15 protein-coding genes and 1 riboswitch are annotated in these 19,445 nt (G+C 36.1%); of the genes, 9 read left to right on the forward strand and 6 right to left on the reverse strand.

The features are described from left to right. The first annotated feature begins 207 nt into the window (after positions 1-207). On the forward strand, positions 208-501 hold the full coding sequence (locus DKK79_RS05000) for a putative quinol monooxygenase (RefSeq protein WP_034882915.1): 294 nt from the start codon (positions 208-210) through the stop codon (positions 499-501). Positions 502-545: 44 nt separating this feature from the next. On the opposite strand, the gene argS is transcribed toward DKK79_RS05000, so the two are convergent. Beyond that, positions 546-2,279, reverse strand: a complete 1,734-nt coding sequence (argS, locus tag DKK79_RS05005) for an arginine--tRNA ligase (RefSeq protein ID WP_110423097.1) — start codon at positions 2,277-2,279, stop codon at positions 546-548. 155 nt (positions 2,280-2,434) lie between these two features. Then, positions 2,435-2,543, forward strand: a riboswitch (TPP riboswitch). Between the two features lie 40 nt (positions 2,544-2,583). On the opposite strand from argS, the gene thiB reads away from it, so the two are divergent. From thiB to dinB, 6 genes are all read left to right on the forward strand, one after another. Beyond that, entirely contained in the window at positions 2,584-3,582 is a 999-nt protein-coding gene (thiB, locus tag DKK79_RS05010; RefSeq protein ID WP_110423098.1) for a thiamine ABC transporter substrate binding subunit, read from the forward strand. Positions 3,583-3,605: 23 nt separating this feature from the next. After that, the gene (thiP, locus tag DKK79_RS05015) at positions 3,606-5,186 is read left to right on the forward strand and encodes a thiamine/thiamine pyrophosphate ABC transporter permease (RefSeq protein ID WP_110423099.1); all 1,581 of its coding nucleotides are present in this window, start codon (positions 3,606-3,608) and stop codon (positions 5,184-5,186) included. Beyond that, positions 5,164-5,859, forward strand: a complete 696-nt coding sequence (thiQ, locus tag DKK79_RS05020) for a thiamine ABC transporter ATP-binding protein ThiQ (RefSeq protein WP_034882911.1) — start codon at positions 5,164-5,166, stop codon at positions 5,857-5,859. The genes thiP and thiQ overlap by 23 nt, the downstream gene beginning before the upstream one ends. A gap of 664 nt (positions 5,860-6,523) precedes the next feature. Further along, positions 6,524-7,888 (forward strand): hypothetical protein, encoded by a 1,365-nt coding sequence (locus DKK79_RS05025; RefSeq protein ID WP_146211984.1) that lies wholly within the window; start codon positions 6,524-6,526, stop codon positions 7,886-7,888. Positions 7,889-8,578: 690 nt separating this feature from the next. Further along, positions 8,579-10,285, forward strand: a complete 1,707-nt coding sequence (gene cptA, locus DKK79_RS05030; protein WP_034882905.1) for a phosphoethanolamine transferase CptA — start codon at positions 8,579-8,581, stop codon at positions 10,283-10,285. 72 nt (positions 10,286-10,357) lie between these two features. After that, a complete protein-coding gene (gene dinB, locus DKK79_RS05035; RefSeq protein WP_034882903.1) occupies positions 10,358-11,413 on the forward strand; it encodes a DNA polymerase IV in 1,056 nt (351 codons plus the stop codon). A 92-nt stretch (positions 11,414-11,505) separates the two neighbouring features. On the opposite strand, the gene DKK79_RS05040 is transcribed toward dinB, so the two are convergent. Together DKK79_RS05040 and DKK79_RS05045 are read right to left on the reverse strand one after the other, a co-directional pair. Then, positions 11,506-12,942, reverse strand: a complete 1,437-nt coding sequence (locus tag DKK79_RS05040) for a 6-phospho-beta-glucosidase (RefSeq protein WP_110423101.1) — start codon at positions 12,940-12,942, stop codon at positions 11,506-11,508. Positions 12,943-12,955: 13 nt separating this feature from the next. Beyond that, complete coding sequence (locus DKK79_RS05045; RefSeq protein ID WP_110423102.1) at positions 12,956-14,827, reverse strand: glucose PTS transporter subunit IIA; 1,872 nt, start codon at positions 14,825-14,827, stop codon at positions 12,956-12,958. A gap of 173 nt (positions 14,828-15,000) precedes the next feature. On the opposite strand from DKK79_RS05045, the gene DKK79_RS05050 reads away from it, so the two are divergent. Then, complete coding sequence (locus tag DKK79_RS05050) at positions 15,001-15,705, forward strand: GntR family transcriptional regulator (RefSeq protein WP_110423103.1); 705 nt, start codon at positions 15,001-15,003, stop codon at positions 15,703-15,705. An 84-nt stretch (positions 15,706-15,789) separates the two neighbouring features. On the opposite strand, the gene DKK79_RS05055 is transcribed toward DKK79_RS05050, so the two are convergent. From DKK79_RS05055 to rph, 3 genes are all read right to left on the reverse strand, one after another. Next, positions 15,790-16,893, reverse strand: coding sequence for an SIMPL domain-containing protein (locus DKK79_RS05055; RefSeq protein ID WP_110423104.1), 1,104 nt, complete (start codon positions 16,891-16,893; stop codon positions 15,790-15,792). A 148-nt stretch (positions 16,894-17,041) separates the two neighbouring features. After that, entirely contained in the window at positions 17,042-17,689 is a 648-nt protein-coding gene (pyrE, locus tag DKK79_RS05060) for an orotate phosphoribosyltransferase (RefSeq protein ID WP_034882893.1), read from the reverse strand. A 13-nt stretch (positions 17,690-17,702) separates the two neighbouring features. After that, entirely contained in the window at positions 17,703-18,419 is a 717-nt protein-coding gene (gene rph, locus DKK79_RS05065) for a ribonuclease PH (protein ID WP_034882891.1), read from the reverse strand. A gap of 158 nt (positions 18,420-18,577) precedes the next feature. On the opposite strand from rph, the gene DKK79_RS05070 reads away from it, so the two are divergent. Beyond that, positions 18,578-19,444 (forward strand): YicC/YloC family endoribonuclease, encoded by an 867-nt coding sequence (locus DKK79_RS05070; RefSeq protein WP_034882890.1) that lies wholly within the window; start codon positions 18,578-18,580, stop codon positions 19,442-19,444. Position 19,445: the final 1 nt, after the last annotated feature.

A 19,445-nucleotide genomic window follows, 5' to 3' on the forward strand; every position in this document is an offset into this window, starting at 1 on the left:
AAATAAATGAAATAGTTAAAGTATTATTTTTGAGATTATTTAACAGCAAAATAGTTTTTTGCGGTCAGCAATGGGTAATTATTAAATTTTACAACTCTAACTTATTATTTAATACTAAGTATCGTAGTCGAAAAAATGAGATTAGTATAAAAACGGTTTATTAATCACGTTATGAATCATAAATAAATTTGTTCTAAAGGAAAATATATGACACAACTCAATATTATAGCCACAATTACGGTTAAACCAGAATTTCAAGAGGCATTTAACCCTATTTTTAAACGATTAGTTACAGGTAGTCGAGCTGAACCCGGTTGCTTGCGTTATGAGCTTAATCAAAGTATTGAAGATCCGAATATTTATATTGTAATAGAAAGGTGGCAATCACAGCAGGCGATCGACTTACACAATACCACTGCGCATTTTACTGAATTCGCTAATTTTGCAAAGGATCATGTTGATGGATTATCGATTTCTGTCGTTAAACAGGTTGACATCTAATAGGTAAAACCACCGACACTCAAATGTGTCGGTGGTAAATCATATTACATCTTGTCAACCGTTTTAATGCCAAGCATATCCAAACCGGTTTTAAGCGTTTTTGCGGTTAAAGAGGCCAGTTTTAAACGGCTCAGTTTCAACTCCTCATTTTCAGCCGCTAAAATAGGGCAGTGCTCATAGAAACTGGAAAATAGAGTCGCTATATCATACAAATAAGCACAAAGCACATGTGGTGTTCCCTCTGCGGCGACGTTGGAAATCGTTTCATCAAATTGAATTAATCGAATTGCTAAAGCGCGCTCTTTGTCGGTACTTAAATTGATATTACCTGTTAAGCTATTTTCACTGATATTAGATTTTCTAAATACTGAAAGTACACGAGTATAAGCATATTGCAAATAAGGCGCAGTATTGCCTTCAAATGACAACATATTATCCCAATCAAATACATAATCGGTGGTACGATTTTTCGATAGATCAGCATATTTCACTGCACCAATCGCTACCGCATCAACCACTTGAGCCAGTTCGGCAGTAGAAAGCTCAGGATTCTTACTTTTAATTAAGGCTTCTGCGCGCTCAGTTGCTTCATCAAGAAGATCATTTAATTTAACAGTATCACCTGAACGAGTTTTAAACGGTTTGCCATCTTTACCAAGCATCATACCAAACATATGGTGTTCTAATTTCAATGACTCTGGAACATATTTAGCTTTATGTACAATAGTCCAAACTTGTTCTAAATGTTGATGTTGACGAGAATCGGTATAATAAAGAATGCGATCAGCGTGTAACGTTTCATAACGGTATTTAGCACAAGCGATATCGGTTGTTGCATATAGGTAGCCTCCATCACGTTTTTGGATGATAACGCCCATCGGTTCGCCTTCTTTATTTTTATACTCATCTAAAAATACAACAATGGCGCCTTCACTCTCAACCGCTAACTTTTTCTGTTTTAAATCGGCAACAATACCCGGTAGCATACTGTTATAAATGCTTTCACCCATAGTATCAGCAAGCGACAATGTAACATTAAGGCGTTTATAGGTGGCAATATTTTGCGTCATGGTAATATCAACCAATTTTCGCCACATTTCACGGCAATACTCATCACCACCTTGGAGTTTAACTACATAGTTTCGAGCTTTTTCGGCAAAGATTTCATCTTCATCGTAATGTTTTTTAGCGGCACGATAGAACGATTCTAAATCAGACAGTTCCATATCGTTGGCATGTTCATTTTGCATCTTTTCCAGATAAGCAATTAACATTCCAAATTGAGTACCCCAATCACCAACATGGTTAGCTCGAATAACATTATGACCAAGAAAGCTCAATACTTGCACACTCGCATCACCAATGATGGTTGAACGTAAATGACCAACATGCATCTCTTTGGCAACGTTTGGTGCAGAGTAATCAACCACAATGGTTTGCGGTTTGGCTGGTAAGGTAATATTCAATTTATCACTACTTAATGCCACTTCGTTCTGATCGGCAACCCAACTATCTTTCAAAAAGATATTAATAAAACCGGGACCAGCTATTTCCACTTTATCGGCAATGTCATCAATATCAAGATGTTGCAAAACCTTTTCTGCCAATGCTCGTGGTGGCATAGCCAATTTTTTAGCAGTAGACATGATACCATTAACTTGATAGTCACCAAATTGGGCTTTAGCTGATTGCTTGATTAAAGCATCACAATTTTTATCGGCACCAGCCATAATCATTGCTTGGGAAACTCGTTGCGTTAGTAATTGTTGAATATTCACACTATACCTAATCGATAAGAAATAAATGAGGCATATAATACCGACAAACGTAACAATTGTCACTGATTGGCTGATATCTAACATCTATTGCACAATTATCTCGCTATCGACAAAACGCTTGTTTACAATTCTACTGGCTCACACTAAACTATTTATTGTTCTCAACGGGGTGCCCTGAAGGGCTGAGAGTGTTAGAGTGACTGACATAACTCGTCGAACCTGAACTGGATAATGCCAGCGGAGGGATTTGAGTTAATATATCTGCTCAAACCTTTTGTCTTTTACTAATTACTTTGGAGGCAAAATGTTTTGTAAAAACTTTTTACTATCTGTTATCTTTTCTTTATCGCTGTTTAGTCAATTAGCCAATGCTGAACTTCCTACCTTAACTGTTTATAGTTACAACTCATTTATGTCACAATGGGGGCCGGGTGAGGTGATTAAAAAAGGGTTTGAAGCGCAGTGCAACTGCCATCTTGATGTTGTCACTTTAGGTGATGGAGTCTCGGTATTAAATCGTATTCGCCTTGAAGGTGATAAAACTAATGCTGATGTTATTTTAGGACTCGATAATAACTTGTTAGAACAGGCAAAACAAGCCAATCTTCTTATTCCCCATCAAATCGCTAAACCGGACAATCTTAATACCAATTGGTGGGACGATAGCTTTATGCCTTATGATTTTGGATATTTTGCTTTTATTTATAATATAGATAAAGTCAAAAATCCACCTCACTCTTTACATGAACTGGTCGACAATAAAGCTGGTTGGAAGATCATCTATCAAGATCCAAGAACTAGCACGCCAGGACTCGGTTTACTCTTTTGGATGAAAAAAGTGTATGGTGACAATGCAGCCGATGCATGGCAACAAGTGGCTAAAAACACCGTAACTGTTACTAAAGGTTGGAGTGAAGCTTATGGCATGTTCTTAAAAGGTGAGGCCGATTTGGTACTCAGCTATAATACCTCTCCGGTGGCGCATATCATGAACGAAAATGATCACCATTATCAAGCTGCCATTTTTGACGAAGGACATTATCGCCAAGTTGAGGTGGCCGGCATCATAAAATACAGTCAAGAGATCGACTTAGCCCGCCAATTTTTACGCTATTTACTCACGCCAGAAGTGCAACGCCAATTTGCTGAAAAAAATGTGATGTATCCAATTATTAAAACCGATATCCCTAATGCATTTGCACAAATTAATTCGGTAAATAAATCGTTAGATTTTAAACCAGAAGAGATCGAAAAACATCAAAAAGCTTGGATTCGAGAGTGGCAATCGGCAATCAGTAAGTAGTTTGCCTTAGAACTGTATTATCAATGTTAAAATTTAAATCGTTACTACCAGGAATCAGTGCTGCCAGCTTAATTCTAATCATATTAGGCTCAGCACTTATTGCTATCTGGCGATTTGCCTTACAATCAGGTAATGTAGCGATCTATCTAGATAGCTATGTACTGCATATCGTTTGGATCACCTTTTATCAAGCTTTATTATCCACAATACTTTCGCTTACATCGGCAATCCTAATGGCTAAAGCTCTCTCCTTAATTGAGTTTAAAGGGAAACGATTATTGATAAAGTTAATGCCAATTACCTTTATTTTGCCGGCCTTAGTTGTGGTGACAGGATTATTATCGGTATATGGTCAACAAGGGGTACTGGCTTACTTGTGCCAACTACTGCATATACCATTCTCATTTTCAATTTATGGATTAAAAGGAATTTTATTGGCGCATGTTTTTTTAAATTTTCCTTACGCATGCGCGCTATTTTATCAAACGTTAAACAGTGTTCCTATTGAACAAAGACAGCTCGCTGCACAACTTAACTTTTCAACCTTTACCTTTTTTAAATTACTCGAGTGGCCTTTACTTCGTAGACAAATATTGCCTATGGCGGCACTTATTTTTATGCTCTGCTTTTCGAGTTTTGCCATTGTCCTCGCTCTTGGCGGAGGCCCCAAATATACCACGTTAGAAGTGGCTATCTATCAAGCGGTGCGTGACTTTGACCTATTACAAGCAGCATTGCTTGCTTGTGTGCAGTTGCTTTGCTGTGTGGCGTTTATCGGTTTAATGCAAAAAATCAACAAAACTGGAACAAAATTTAGTGTCACATTTAGTGACACAAACTATCGATTACCGACTGCCAATTGGCTAAAAGTTATCTGTATGTTTGTTATCATTATTGGTGGACTTTTTATCTTTTCACCGATGATTACTATATTGATTCAAGGTATCTTTTTTTTCCGAACTTCATTGTTAACATTCATGTTACTACAAGCGTTACTGTTTTCAATCGTTATCGCTTTTGGCTCTGCCATGATTGCGATGTTACTTGGTTTGTTGTTGCTTTGGACAAATAGCCGACTGTTAATCAATCAACAGCATCAATTAAGCAATTGTTTGATGTTAATAGCCTCATTTATCTTAGCCATACCGAGTATGGTATTGGCATCTGGACTATTTTTATTGCTATTTGGGTATAGCAATAACACGGTTTTCATCTGTTTATTAATTATGTTATGTAATGGATTAATCGCCTTACCTTTTATTCTAAAAAATTTAGCTATGCCATTGTATGACATCACAGCGCGTTATTGGCAGTTAACCCAGTCATTGAATATAAAAGGTGTAGCCCATTTTTATTTAGTGGATTTTAAAGGATTGAAAAGTAAAATGTTAATGAGTTTTGCTTTTGCTGCGGTATTATCATTGGGTGATTTTGGGGTAATAGCACTATTTGGTGGGCAGTCAGTTGCCACGTTACCTTACTATCTTTATCAACAGATATCGCATTATCATTACCAAGAAAGTATAGTAACAGCAACGATTTTATTACTTTTATCATTTAGTTTATTAGTTGTGATGGATTATGATCGAACTTCAAAAAATTGAATATCATTATAATGACTTCAAAATGCACTTTGCGCTAAATATTGCCGCTAAAGAACGAGTTGTTATTGTTGGCCCAAGTGGAGCAGGTAAAAGCACTTTACTCAGTTTAATTGCAGGATTTATTTTTCCTAACTCAGGGCAAATAATTCTAAATCAGCAGAATGTTACCACTACTTTACCTGGCAAACGCCCTGTATCAATGCTATTTCAACATAATAATTTATTTAGCCATCTTACTGTTGAACAAAATATAGCCTTAGGCATCAAACCTGCATTAAAACTTAGTCGAACCGAACAAACCACAATTGACGATATTTTAGTTCGCATTGGACTTGAAGGCTTTAATCAACGCTATCCGGAACAACTATCAGGAGGGCAACGTCAACGAGTAGCATTGGCACGCTGTCTAATACAACATCGTCCTATATTATTATTAGATGAACCATTTTCTGCCCTTGACCAAGCATTACGTTTTGAAATGTTAGCCCTGATCAATCAAGTTTGCTCAGAATTTAATCTTACCTTAATGATGGTCTCTCACTACTTGGATAATTCTCTTAACCACTTCTCACGCTGCTTAGTTATTGAAAATGGGAAGATTATTTTTAATTCAACACCGAATCAACTGAAACAAAACGAAAATCAGAGGATTGCAAGGTTATTGGGTTTTTGAGGATACTAATAACCTTATACAGTTTAGTGGAAGTCAAGTTATGTCGAAATTTGACAGACTCTATATTTTTATTAATAATTATCAATCATCGGCATAGACTATTTGCTAATTTTCACAAAAAATAAGCCATTTTTAAAGCACCAATAAATGTAGCAAATAACATTTGCTCATTGTTGTTTACTAAATAGTTGCAGTATTGAGAATATCGTTTAGGTATTTAACCCCGATAGCATTGAATAAACTGTTACCACTTGATTCTTCTCTTTGAAAAGTTTAAACATTTCTATTTTTAGCAAGTTCTTTACGAAAGTTAACAATTAAAAATAAAAAAAAGTTGCATGGTGTTTTTTCAGTCACTATACTTTTCGCATCGTTTAATATAAACGGTTAGAACCTAAGTGATAAGTATTAAATCACAAAACATTAAATAAATCAAAATATTAATTGACAGGGTTGTCGAAATGCATTATAATTTTAAACAGGAAACAGGAAACAGGAAACTTGGTCAACCTATAATTTAATCTCGTCGAAGTTAAGCTCCTTACTTTTATTTATCACCACAATTTATTTTTTATCGAAATTTCGAAGAATTATTCGAATTTTATCGCGATCGTTAGATCGTTTCTTATTATCCCGGCAGATCTTTTTAGAGTTATCATTTGGCTTGTTGCTAATAACTTCCTATTCTAGTCAGGCGTTAACCTCTAAAACTTCGAAAATAATTAATGGTAATGCACCATATTTAACCTTCGACGGTGGCCGTACACGTGTGACTAATACCGAAGGTCTGCTTGGGATATACCTTTCTAATGGAGATAAGTTTACCCCCGCAACCAATAATTCAAGTTTTACCAATCCTATTGAGTTACCTGAATTTGGTCAGAGTTTTGCGGATATTGGTATGTTAGTCCCAACTGATATCGATTCAATTGAATTAAATTCACTTATAGCTCCTCCTTATAATTATTGGGGCGATGATGATGGAGATGGCCAAGGTGTCGATGGGGTAATAGCTACGGGTAGTTTAAGCTTAATTATTTATGATAAAGATTACCGAAAAGTTGCTCGCAGCACACCGTTAAATATATGTAACGCACCTTATAAAATAAAATTATCGAATACTCAAGGTACATTAAAAACAAGTTATGGTGTGCCTAATGAAAGTCGTTTTAGTGCGGGCAATACGATCTACTATATTAGTCCTAAGATAAATCCTGATGAAAAGGAAAGGATTTGTTATGCTAAACCTAACGTACATGATAGTTACATTCCATATGCAGGTCCGCCTTCCATGTGGGACCAAAGATGGGGATTTATCACTCAGTCAACTACGCCGTCGTCTTATGATTTAAACTTCCCTACTAGTGGTGCTGATGGTTTATTTTTTGATTTAGACCTATTTAATGTTGAGCAACCTTTAGAGTGGAAGGAAGTTTCACCTAATGGAGATATTAAAGCGACGATGAGTAATTCAACAAATACCAGCGTTCGGGTCACATTGACTGGTCCAGTCGCTACAAAATCGCAATGGGACTCAAGTAATCCGGGAAATATCGCTAGGCCTTCTATGCCTCAGGTATTTGAGTTAGTCGGTCGTGATAGTAATAATAAAGAAGTCGTTAAGTATGGTTTTGTGTTAAAACAGTGGTTTGTCAATCGGGGTACCGACTATTTTGCTTATGCTAGTATAGCATCGTGGTGTACTAATTTTGGATATCGATTGCCTAATGTAAAAGATTTAACTAACGCGATTTGTTCTGTACAAGGTTCAAGTTCTTCATGTAATGGTGCTGTCGGTGCTACGCCTTCATCATCCGGTAATCATTTTCAGCGTCGTATTGGTGGAGGGTTATTCTCGGAATGGGGTAACACACTCTTTTATACAGGTGCTAACTTTGGAATCCAAAATTATTGGACGAGTGATAATGCAGAGAATAGTCTGCACTTTACTGTTAATGGGGGCAGCGGTGGTGTAAGTTCTAATCATTATGCTCCAAGCGGAAACAAAGGGCTTTGTGTCTATCCTTAACCATTATTTATCAGTCCTTAGTGCACAATCTTTGAGCTGAGCTAGGGTTAGAACAAAAAAAATTAGGATATTAAAGAATAATTGCTTTGCCAAGGCAATGACGCTCATCAAGAGGGCGATAAAGAACGATTGTGTGACATTAGCGTTAATCATCCGCTCAAATTGGGCGGATTTTATTTTTGAGGAATGGTGTTTTTACATTAAAACTATCTAAGGAATGAGTTTTTACTGTTAGTAATTCATCAAAATCTATCATTTTTGATGTTAAATTATTAAAAGATTTTTGAACCTCCAAAATTTGGATAAACTAGACTAATTCATTGGATAGGCTACATTAATTCGTACAACTTTTTTAAGGGATAAGATAAGCTACCCTAAAAAAAAGAAAATACGATGAAAATAAAACGACGAGAAAGACGACCTTTAAACAATAGATGAATAAAGTCATGCTCCTAAATAGGTTAATTTACAGTCATAGATAATTGAAGTAATAAGATTAAATAATTCAATGCATTAGATCTGTGCTGTAAAGGGGTACATCAAACCTCAAACAAATTTAGGAATGCACTTTTGTCCGCATCTCACTAATTTTTCAAAAAAATAACTGATCTTTATCAACCGGCTCTTAAGGTTTTGTTAATCTGCTTTTGTTAGTTTAGTGACACTTTTTAATTGTGATTAATTGTAGCTATGCAAAAGTTAGATAACTCTAGGAATTTTAATTGGTGTTCGTTAGTTTATGTTATTTTGTATTTCTGTTACTTTTCAAGTGCGTTGCAACTTTATATTGCACTGTCGGGACATGCTAATTTTAGCGGTTTGCGGGATTCGATAATTTATAGTTTAATTTGGTTGGTGCCGATACTATTTTTCCCTAATATTACCAAAAAATATGCTGCTATATATGGCCTTGTCATTGGTGGATTGTCATTGATTTCCATTGGTTATTTTACTATTTATCGACAAGAATTTTCACAAAGTGTCTTTTTTGTGATGGCGGAGTCGAATTTCAATGAATCACATGAATTTATTGCCCAATATTTGAGTATTAAGTTAATCGCGGTGCTATTGATTTATAGTTTGTTTGGGATCTTTTTGTGGTTTAAAGTTAAACCTATATATGTCAAGAATATGACTAAATGGTTAGTATCGATAGTGATTGTAGTGTATGCATTGATGCCGCTATTTATTAGTGTAGTGATCAAGAAGACGTCATTTGAACGTGCAACTGAGCATTTGCTACTTCGGATGGAAACTACAGTGCCATGGCAATTAGTCACCAGTTATCTTGCCTATCGTTCGCAATTGTCTAATATGGAAGATATCTTAAATCATCTACAAACCTTACCTGAATTTGAAAATTTAACTGATGCCAATGGTAATACCCCAAGAACCTTAGTGCTGGTGATTGGTGAATCGACCACGCGTAATCGGATGGGGATTTATGGTTATGAACGTGATACGACACCGTTAATCGAGCAATTTAAGAAAGATAATCCCGGTTTTGTGGTGTTTAATGATGTGGTTTCTTCACGGCCTTATACTATTGAAATATTGCAACAAGCACTAACCTTGGCCGATGAGCAACATCCTGATTTATATCTTACTAAACCCTCATTAATTCATTTGATGAAGCAGGCTGGTTATAAGACGTTTTGGATCACCAATCAACAAACCATGACAAAACGTAATACAATGCTAACGATGTTTTCTCAGCAAGCGGATGAGCAGTATTATATGAATAATGATCGTAATCAGAATTCAAGGCAATATGATTCTTCAGTTTTTGTACCGTTTAGAAATGTACTTGACGATCCAGCTGAAAAGAAATTTATTATTATCCATCTACTCGGTACACATATTAAATATGAGCTGCGCTATCCTGAAGGTGATGAGTATCAACGTTTTAATGACAAATCAGGTTTAACTTTTGATTTGGATGACGATAAGTTAGCGGTTTATAACAGTTATGATAATGCAGTTGCATTTAATGATTTTGTTACTACCAAATTATTTAATCTGTTTAAGGAAAATGATCCTAATGGCTTTATGTTGTATTTTTCTGATCATGGTGAGGATGTCTATCAAACTGCGCCACATGAAGTTTTAGGTCGTAATGAGAAGGCACCAACGAGGGTGATGTATACCGTTCCATTTATGCTATGGCAATCGCCTAAATGGTTGGCAAATCATCCTAATGATTTCCAATCTTATGTAAATCGAAAATTTAGCACTCAGGATTTAATTCATACTTGGTCAGATTTGGCAGGCCTTAGCTTTAATGATTATCAACCGGAAAGAAGTATTGTGAATAAGGACTTTGTGCAACCAATTCGTTGGATTGGCGATCCTCATGATAAAAAGGGGTTAACGGATTTCGATAAGTTGGCTAAATAGTGATTTACAGATAAGATAAAGGTATGATATTGTATATTTATACAGTTATTTTTATATGTTATTATCCCCTTTATGCGAAAAATTATTCATGTCGATATGGATTGTTTTTATGCCGCTGTTGAAATGCGAGACAATCCTCGTTATCGTAATGTGCCGATAGCCGTAGGTGGCGATCCGCGTAAGCGGGGCGTAGTAGCAACTGCTAATTATATTGCTCGTCAATACGGCGTGCATAGTGCGATGTCAATGGCACAAGCAATTAAGCTGTGCCCAAATCTGAAGGTTATTCCCGGACGTCATGCTGTTTACAAAGAAGTCTCCAATCAAATTCATCAAATATTTAGACGTTATACTCAAGCCATTGAAACTCTTTCGCTCGATGAGGCTTATTTGGATGTGACTGACTGTAAGCTTTGTCATGGTTCAGCTACGTTAATCGCCCAAGATATTCGCCAAGCGATTTATAAGGAGCTTGAATTAACCGCTTCGGCAGGTGTGGCTCCACTGAAGTTTTTGGCTAAAATAGCATCTGATATGAATAAGCCAAATGGGCAATATGTGATTACGCCTGACGATGTTGAAGCGTTTATCGAAAAGCTTCCACTTAAAAAAATCCCTGGAGTTGGTAAAGTGACCGAGAAGAAATTATCCGAATTGGGACTGTATACTTGTCAAGATGTGGTTAATTATGATTTGACGAAGTTATTTAATCAGTTTGGTAAGTTTGGACGTATTTTATATGAACGTTGCCAGGGGATTGATGAACGCGAAGTTTGTAATGATCGACAACGTAAGTCGGTTGGAGTTGAGCGTACTTTGGTCGATGATATTCATAGTTGGGATGAGTGTTTGGCGCAATTTGATCCGCTGTTTGAGGAGTTGGAGAAGCGATTAAGTAAAGTTCGCTCTGATCTCTCTATTGCTCGGCAAGGGGTGAAATTTAAGTTTGATGATTTTCAGCTTACTACCCAAGAGCATGTCTGGTCAAGGTTAGATAAAGCTGATTTGATTGAACAAGCTCATAGAGTTTGGTTAGAAAGGCGCAATGATCGAGGTGTTAGATTAATCGGTTTCCATGTGACGTTGATTGATCCACAAGTTGAAAAGCAATTAATTTTTAACTTTTGATGATGGCGTTTTGTTTGGTTAAGGGAGTTATTAAGAAAGGATCTGTTTAGAATATAAAAAACAGATCCTTTAGTCTTACTGTGACTAACTAGCTATTTTAAGCTTTGACCATTGGTCTTAATCACATTTTTGTACCACTCGAACGACTCTTTTTTATAGCGTTTCATGCTGCCGTTGCCTTCGTTATCACGATCAACATAAATCACACCATAGCGTTTTTTCATTTCGCCAGTCGTGAATGATACCACGTCGATAATACCCCAAGCGGTGTAACCAATTACGTCGACACCATCGTAATCCATCGCTTTTTGCATCGCTTTAATATGCGCGCCTAGGTATTCGATACGTGGTTTATCGTGAATTTGGTTGTCGTGCTCAAGTTCATCAATTGCACCAAAACCATTTTCAACAATAAATAGAGGTAGTTGATAACGATCGTATAAGCGATTCAGTGTATAACGTAATCCTTCTGGATCGATCGGCCAACCCCAGTCACTGCTTTTAATGTATGGATTTTCAACCGCATTTGGTAATGCACCATTGACAATATTGTCGCGGTTGTCGTTGTTAACATCAGCTTTTACCACAGTTGACATATAGTAACTAAAGCCAATGTAATCAACGGTACCTTGCTTCAAGCAAGCTAAGTCATCTTCGGTAATATCAAGTTGGTAGCCTTCACGTTCAAACTCTTTTAAAGCATACGATGGGTAATAGCCACGAACATGTACATCAGGGAAGAAGAAGCGTTGGTGCATTGCGATTTCTGATGCCATCATATCTTCTGGATTACAAGAGTATGGGTAAATTGGCACGTGAGAAATCATACAACCAATTTCAAAATTAGGATTGATTTTTTTACCAGCTATTACCGCTTTAGCGCTGGCTAGTAATTCATAGTGTGCTACTTGATAAAGTACTTCTTGTGGATTCTCGCCCGGTTTAACTTGTACACCGGAGTTAGTCCAGAAGAAAATTGGATTACTGGTGTCCATTTGGTTGTTGATTTCGTTAAAAGTCATCCAATATTTGACTTTGTTTTTATAACGTTCAAAACAACTAATAGCAAAACGTTCAAAGAACTCTACTGTTTTACGATTTCTGAATCCACCATATTGACGAGCAATATGTAATGGAATTTCAAAGTGTGAAAGGGTAATAACTGGCTCAATGCCATTGGCGATAAGTTCATCAAACACGTCATCATAAAATTGTAGACCGGCCTCATTAGGTTCTAGTTCATCACCTTTCGGAAAGATTCGCGTCCAAGCAATTGAGGTACGAAGACATTTTAGACCAAGTTCAGCAAAGAGTTTGATATCATCTTTATAATGATGATAGAAGTCAATAGCGGTATGATTTGGGTAAAATTTACCAGCTTCGATATCTTGAGTGATTTGTCTTGCAACACCATGCGCGCCAGCAGTCATGACATCAACCACGCTTGGTCCTTTGCCCCCTTCATTCCAGCCGCCTTCGAATTGGTGAGCAGCTAATGCACCGCCCCATAAAAATGGTTTTTTAGTCATTTTTGGTTCCTTGTTATTGCTTAATTTCGAATATGATATCGTCAATATTTACGTCTTTATTTTCAGTTAATGTGATCAACTGGTATTGATCCGTATTGACAATAATAATCGGGGTAATTAATGGATAACCCGCTTGTTTGATCGCTTGTGGATCGAAGCTGATTAGCACATCGCCTTTTTTAACATGTTGCCCCATACTGATATGATAATTAAATTCGTTGTTGGTTAAATTTACGGTATCTATTCCAACGTGAATTAATAATTCTACACCGTTATCAAGAACTAATCCGACTGCATGTTTTGAACTTTCAAATACTGCGCTAACTACGCCATCAAATGGTGCGTAAACATGATTATCAGTTGGCTCGATAGCAATACCTTCACCCATCAATTTTTGGGCAAAAGCCGGATCTGGTACTTCACTAAGAGGTAATGCTTTACCGATCATTGGACTAGTGATATTAATTTTATCAAGAAGGATTTTTGGCGTGTCGTTTTCAATTTTTTCGTTACTTTGTTTGTTTTCATTGGTACCAAAAATTTGTATAAGAATAACTGGTCCAATTAACGCAATTAAAGAACCAATGGTTACACCGATGACTGAATTATAATGTTCTGGATTAACCGTATTAACAATAGTTAATGGACCCGCTAATGGTGCATAAGCATAGAAGTAAGGTGTAAAGAAACCAGCGACCATACCACCAATTGCAGCACAAACACAACCATAAATAAATGGTGTTTTAAAGCGTAGGTTAACCCCATAAATCGCTGGTTCAGTGATACCAAATAGACCTGTCACAAAAGCTGAGATTGATACTCCTTTCATCTCTTTAGAACGAGTTTTGAGGTAGAATCCTAATGCAGCGCCGACTTGGCCAATTACCGCAATAGTTTGGTAGGCTTGGAATGAATCTTGACCATGTAATCTCATGTTTTCTAAAACTATTGGAGTTATACCCCAATGGACACCGAATATAACAAGTACTTGCCAAAGAGCCCCGATAATAGCACCGGCTAACCATGGAGCAAAATCGACTAAATAGTTGTATCCGATTGATATATAGTGTGCAGCCCCAGCAGTAAGCGGCCCCACTACTAATAACGTTAGTGGTACCATGATAACTAAACAGATGAATGGCATGATCAATGGTTTAATAATACTGTGTAAGAGAGGTTCTAAGAAACGCTCTAAATGAGAAAGTATCCAGACTAAAAATAGTGGTGGTAATACGGTTGACATATAAGTGGTTTCAGACAGTGGTAAACCAAATAAATCAAATGTGCCACCTTCCTTAATCAATTTAGCAATCTCAGCCCATGTTGGTGACAGCAGTGCTGCACAACACGCTACCGCAATGTAGATGTTACAACGGAAATGTTGCGATGCGGTAATGGCGATAAAGATAGGTAAAAAAGTGAATGGCGCCCAAGAGATAAAACTAAATACTTGGCAAGTGCTCGTTTTTTCAAAACCTGGGAAGACCAGATTAATTAAAATCAAGATTCCTTGTAATATCCCTGCTCCCGCTAACACATAAACAAAAGGCGCAAAAACCGCTGACATTGTCGCGATAATCCGATTCAAAATACTACTTTTGCTATTTACATCAACTTTGTTATCACCACTTATCAATTTAGTAAACGCATTGTAGACTTTATCAACATTGGTACCTATTACAATTTGAATTTGTCCACCTTTTTCAACTACCGTGATAACACCAGAAAAACTAGAAATTTTTTCTTTGGCATTTTCAGGGGTAGATTGCGTCACAACACGTAAGCGAGTTGCACAACGTGCAACAGAAACAATATTATTTTCACCGCCCAATTCGTTTAATATATCAACTGCTAATTTATCATAATCTCTAATTTTAGATGACATCAATTAAGCTCCTTTCAACAGGTAAGAGTGCCTATATTATTCCTAAAATAAAAATTGTTAATTACCAATTTAATTGTTTGTGATCTAGATCCCGTTTTTAGCAATTTTGATTTATTTATTTCACAAAAAGTATAAAATGGCTAACTATTTAGATAAATATTAATGAACTACTAATGTTAAAATACCAAGATGTGGCAGCAAAAATTCAGCAGGCAATTTATCAACAAAATTTGCCTAAAGATACGCAATTGCCTAATATCGAGGGGTTAATTCAACAATATCAAGTTAGCCGTACTACAATTATCAAAGCATTAAATCGCCTTGAGAGACATGGTGTAATTTATCAAATACAAGGCAGTGGCATATTTGTTAGGCAGCCGAAAAAGCGCGGTTATCTGAATTTTTTAGAAAGTCATGGCTTTAGTGTTGACTTAAATGACTTACCGGGTGCTTCTCAAGTATTTAATGTTGATGTTATTCAACCTAATGCCAAAGTTAGAGAAAATTTGCACTGTGCAGATGATGAACAGGTCTATTATATAAAACGATTACGATTGGTTGAAGGTAAGGTATATGGCTTTGAACAATCTTATTATCGTAAAAAAATTGTTTCTTATCTTAATCGAGAAATTGCTGAAAATTCCATTTTTAGCTATGTAAAAGATATTTGTAAAATCAATATTGGTTTTTCAGACAAATATTTTAAAGCTATAAAATTAGATGAAGAGATTGCCCCTTATTTAGGATTAAATCCTGGGGATCCTGCATTATGTGTGGAAGAGATCTTCTATACCACATCTGGTGAACCATTCGATTTTTCACAAATTATTTACCACTACGACAACGCAAAATTCTATGTTCAAAGTCATTCGAAATAGTTAGCAAGATTTCATTTAGTTAATAATTTATAAACCAAATGAAATCTAATCAATCTTAATTATCTTATATAGACTTACATCAAATCAGTTGTGCTCGACCTTTTTAAGGGTTTCGAATGAGCCTGATAAGGTTAGGGTGATTTCATATTCAGGTGGAGTATAAATATCAACATCACTATAGTTCATTGAAGCCATTTCGGACATCATACGATTACTTCTAAAATTATTTCTTCCATAAAGTGCTTCTGGGTATCTTGCTTGAAATTCAAGTGAAATAGGTGCACCAACGACATATTTTTGAGCCACTAAGCGCTCAACTTTAGAGGTTAATTGGTTTAATAAAAGAGTTTCATGTTTTTTCACTTCGGTTTGAATTGCTTCTGGTGATACGCTGTAAGAGATATCATTATTGACTTGCATTTTTAACTCTTGTGCTTTGGCAATAATTTTACCGATAAGATCGAGTTTATTTATTTTTATCTTTAAAGTGTTATTAACAAAATAGCGTTGCTCATTAATTGTATCTGTATCAATTTGGGAGACAGATGAACTTTTAATTGAAAAGTTAGTTAATCCCATTTTTTTTAACTCATTTGTAATGCTAGTATATTTTTGGTACAGATCTTCTTTTGTTTTGCTTTCACTATTACCTACGGAAACTATTTGGAATAGATAATAGTTAGTTAACTTATCATTTTCAAACGGAGAAATATTATTTATATTATATTTATCAAGGGTTTTATTTAGATTGATAAAACTGTCATTATTATCAATAGTTAATACGACATTAAGAGTAGCTTGATAATTGGTATTTTCTTGATCGTCTTCTTTTTCAATAGTTTTGACACTATTTTTGTAGTCTATAGTGACTAGATTATCGTCAGTGATATTCAGTGTGCTTAGATAGCTCTTTAATTTCTTCATTGTTTTAACGTTAAGATCTGAAGCTTCAGTTGGAGTTGTCCCCTCTGTTTCTAACGTGATGGAAAATTCGACGGTATCAGGTTTTAGTTTAATGTTATCAAAAATACTTGAATTAATTTCTCCAACAGGAATAAGATTCTTACCATATTTTAATTGTTGTAGTTCTAAATAAGAATTACTGACGTTTAACTCGTTATATTTTGCCTCAGATGAAAATATGGCGCTTATATTGAGTAAAAGAATTAATATAATTTTTCTTTTCATTTTATTTCCTTAATTCAGTGTTGTTAAATAGGCTAGCAAAGTAGATTTAATTTAGAAAGATGTGATAAATGGTAATTAATTTAAGCAAAAAGTTGTGAAAAAAATGTAAATATATTTAAATATAAAAAAAGCGTCTTACGACGCTTGATTATTTTATTCCATATTCAGCACGATAAGCTTCAACTTGAGTGACTTGATCTTTGCGTGAAGGATCTTGATAAAGGTATTGGATTAAATCATCTAAAGTAATAATTGAAATCACATCACAATGATAAGTTTGTTTAATTTCTTGAATAGCAGATAAATCGCCTCGACCTTTTTCTTGGCGATCTAAGCAAATTAAAACACCTGCAAGTTTAGATTGATTATCTTCCAAAATTCGCATTGATTCGCGAATGGCAGTACCGGCGGTAATTACATCATCAACTAACATAACGCGTTGTTGATAAATCGAACTACCGACTAAGTTACCACCTTCACCGTGATCTTTGGCTTCTTTGCGGTTAAAGCAATAAGGAACATCAACATTGTGGTGTTCAGATAAGGCAACAACTGTTGATGAAACAATTGGAATACCTTTGTAGGCAGGACCAAAGATGACATCATATTTTAAATTTGCATCCATCAATGCAGCGGCATAAAACCGACCTAATAGCGCTAAATCCTTACCGGTATTAAATAAACCAGCATTAAAAAAGTAAGGACTTTTTCGACCTGATTTTAGGGTGAATTCACCAAACTTTAGGGCTTGCCTATCTAAAGCAAATTCAATAAATTCACTTTTATATGATTTCATCTATCCTCTCCAATTAAGCTTTTAAAGCTTGTTTTTGTGCTTCTGTAATGGTTGTAATGCCATTTTTGGCTAGTTCTAATAAAGTTAATAATTCTTCATGGCTAAAAGGTTCACCTTCGGCAGTGCCTTGCACTTCAATGATACGACCATCGTCAGTCATTACCACATTCATATCAGTTTCAGCATTAGAATCTTCAATGTATTCTAAGTCGCACACTGCTTCACCATTAACAATACCTACCGATACGGCAGCTACTAAAGATTTGATTGGGTTTTGCTTGATTTTACCACTAGCTAACAATGTGTTTATCGCATCAACCAGTGCAACACAAGCACCTGTAATCGATGCGGTTCTTGTACCACCGTCAGCTTGTATAACGTCACAATCAAGCGTTATGGTATATTCACCTAATAATTTAAGGTCAACCATAGCGCGGAGTGAACGGGCAATCAGGCGTTGGATTTCCATCGTACGACCGGTTTGTTTGCCTTTTGCTGCTTCACGTTGTGTTCTTGAATTGGTTGCACGAGGTAACATGCCATATTCAGCAGTTACCCAACCTTGATTTTGACCTTTTAAAAAACGGGGTACAGATTCATCAATTGTTGCATTACAAAGTACTTTAGTTTCACCAAATTCGACTAATACAGAACCTTCTGCATGCTTAGTGTAATGACGGGTAATTTTGATTGGGCGGACTTGTTCCGCGGATCGACCAGACGGGCGCATGCAATTCTCCAGCAGTTTTATTTAACAATTATTTTCGAGCTAATTTTTTTAGGAGGACATCAGCAGGAAAGCGCTGATGTTTAGCCTAAGCTAAGGGCACATTATACAGAATTTGTGTTACAATGCATACTAAGTTTTTATAAATTTAGGAAGCTATTATGATTTCGAGTATGACTGCGTATGCAAGAAAAGAGGTAAACCGAGCATGGGGTAGTGCTTCTTGGGAGTTGCGTTCGGTTAATCAACGTTACTTAGAAACCTATATTCGTTTACCGGAACAGTTCCGTTCACTTGAACCGATCGTTCGTGAACGTCTTCGTGCTCGATTAACTCGTGGTAAAGTCGAATGTAACTTACGTTTTGAACTTGATCCAGCCGCGCAGCACCAAGAGTTATCATTAAATATAGAGCTCGCTAAACAGATATTAGCCGCCGGTGATTGGATTAAACACGAATACCAAACAGGAGCAATCAATCCACTTGATGTTTTACGTTGGCCGGGTGTGATGTCGAGCAAAGAGCAGAATTTAGATGCGATATCGCAAGAAATTTTAGTTTTACTTGAAAGTGCAATTGATGAATTTATCGCAGTTCGCGAACGTGAAGGCCAAGCTTTAAGTGAATTAATCACTCAACGTTTAGCCGCAATAACGGTTGAAGTTGATAAAATTCGAAATTGGATGCCGCAAATTTTAGAGTGGCAAAAAGAACGCTTAAGAAGCAAAATAGCAGAAGCTAATATTGAACTTGATAGCTCACGTCTTGAACAAGAAATAGTGATGGTTGCACAAAAAATCGATGTAGCTGAAGAATTAGATCGTTTAATGACTCATGTCAAAGAAACCTATTCAATCCTAAAGAAAAACGAAGCAGTAGGGCGTCGACTTGATTTTATGATGCAAGAATTTAATCGTGAATCAAATACCATTGCTTCAAAATCAATCAATGCGGATGTTACTGCAAGCGCCATCGAACTTAAGGTCTTGATTGAACAAATCCGCGAGCAGGTACAAAATATCGAATAAT

The organism is Gilliamella apicola (assembly GCF_003202915.1).
Classification (GTDB): Bacteria; Pseudomonadota; Gammaproteobacteria; order Enterobacterales; family Orbaceae; genus Gilliamella; species Gilliamella apicola_Q.

Coding starts and splice junctions, on each gene's coding strand:
- DKK79_RS05000 (WP_034882915.1), top strand. CDS start 208: ATGACACAACTCAATATTATAGCCACAATTACGGTTAAACCAGAATTT.
- thiB (WP_110423098.1), top strand. CDS start 2,584: ATGTTTTGTAAAAACTTTTTACTATCTGTTATCTTTTCTTTATCGCTG.
- thiP (WP_110423099.1), top strand. CDS start 3,606: ATGTTAAAATTTAAATCGTTACTACCAGGAATCAGTGCTGCCAGCTTA.
- thiQ (WP_034882911.1), top strand. CDS start 5,164: ATGATCGAACTTCAAAAAATTGAATATCATTATAATGACTTCAAAATG.
- cptA (WP_034882905.1), top strand. CDS start 8,579: ATGCAAAAGTTAGATAACTCTAGGAATTTTAATTGGTGTTCGTTAGTT.
- dinB (WP_034882903.1), top strand. CDS start 10,358: ATGCGAAAAATTATTCATGTCGATATGGATTGTTTTTATGCCGCTGTT.
- DKK79_RS05040 (WP_110423101.1), bottom strand. CDS start 12,942: ATGACTAAAAAACCATTTTTATGGGGCGGTGCATTAGCTGCTCACCAA.
- DKK79_RS05045 (WP_110423102.1), bottom strand. CDS start 14,827: ATGTCATCTAAAATTAGAGATTATGATAAATTAGCAGTTGATATATTA.
- DKK79_RS05050 (WP_110423103.1), top strand. CDS start 15,001: ATGTTAAAATACCAAGATGTGGCAGCAAAAATTCAGCAGGCAATTTAT.
- DKK79_RS05055 (WP_110423104.1), bottom strand. CDS start 16,893: ATGAAAAGAAAAATTATATTAATTCTTTTACTCAATATAAGCGCCATA.
- pyrE (WP_034882893.1), bottom strand. CDS start 17,689: ATGAAATCATATAAAAGTGAATTTATTGAATTTGCTTTAGATAGGCAA.
- rph (WP_034882891.1), bottom strand. CDS start 18,419: ATGCGCCCGTCTGGTCGATCCGCGGAACAAGTCCGCCCAATCAAAATT.
- DKK79_RS05070 (WP_034882890.1), top strand. CDS start 18,578: ATGATTTCGAGTATGACTGCGTATGCAAGAAAAGAGGTAAACCGAGCA.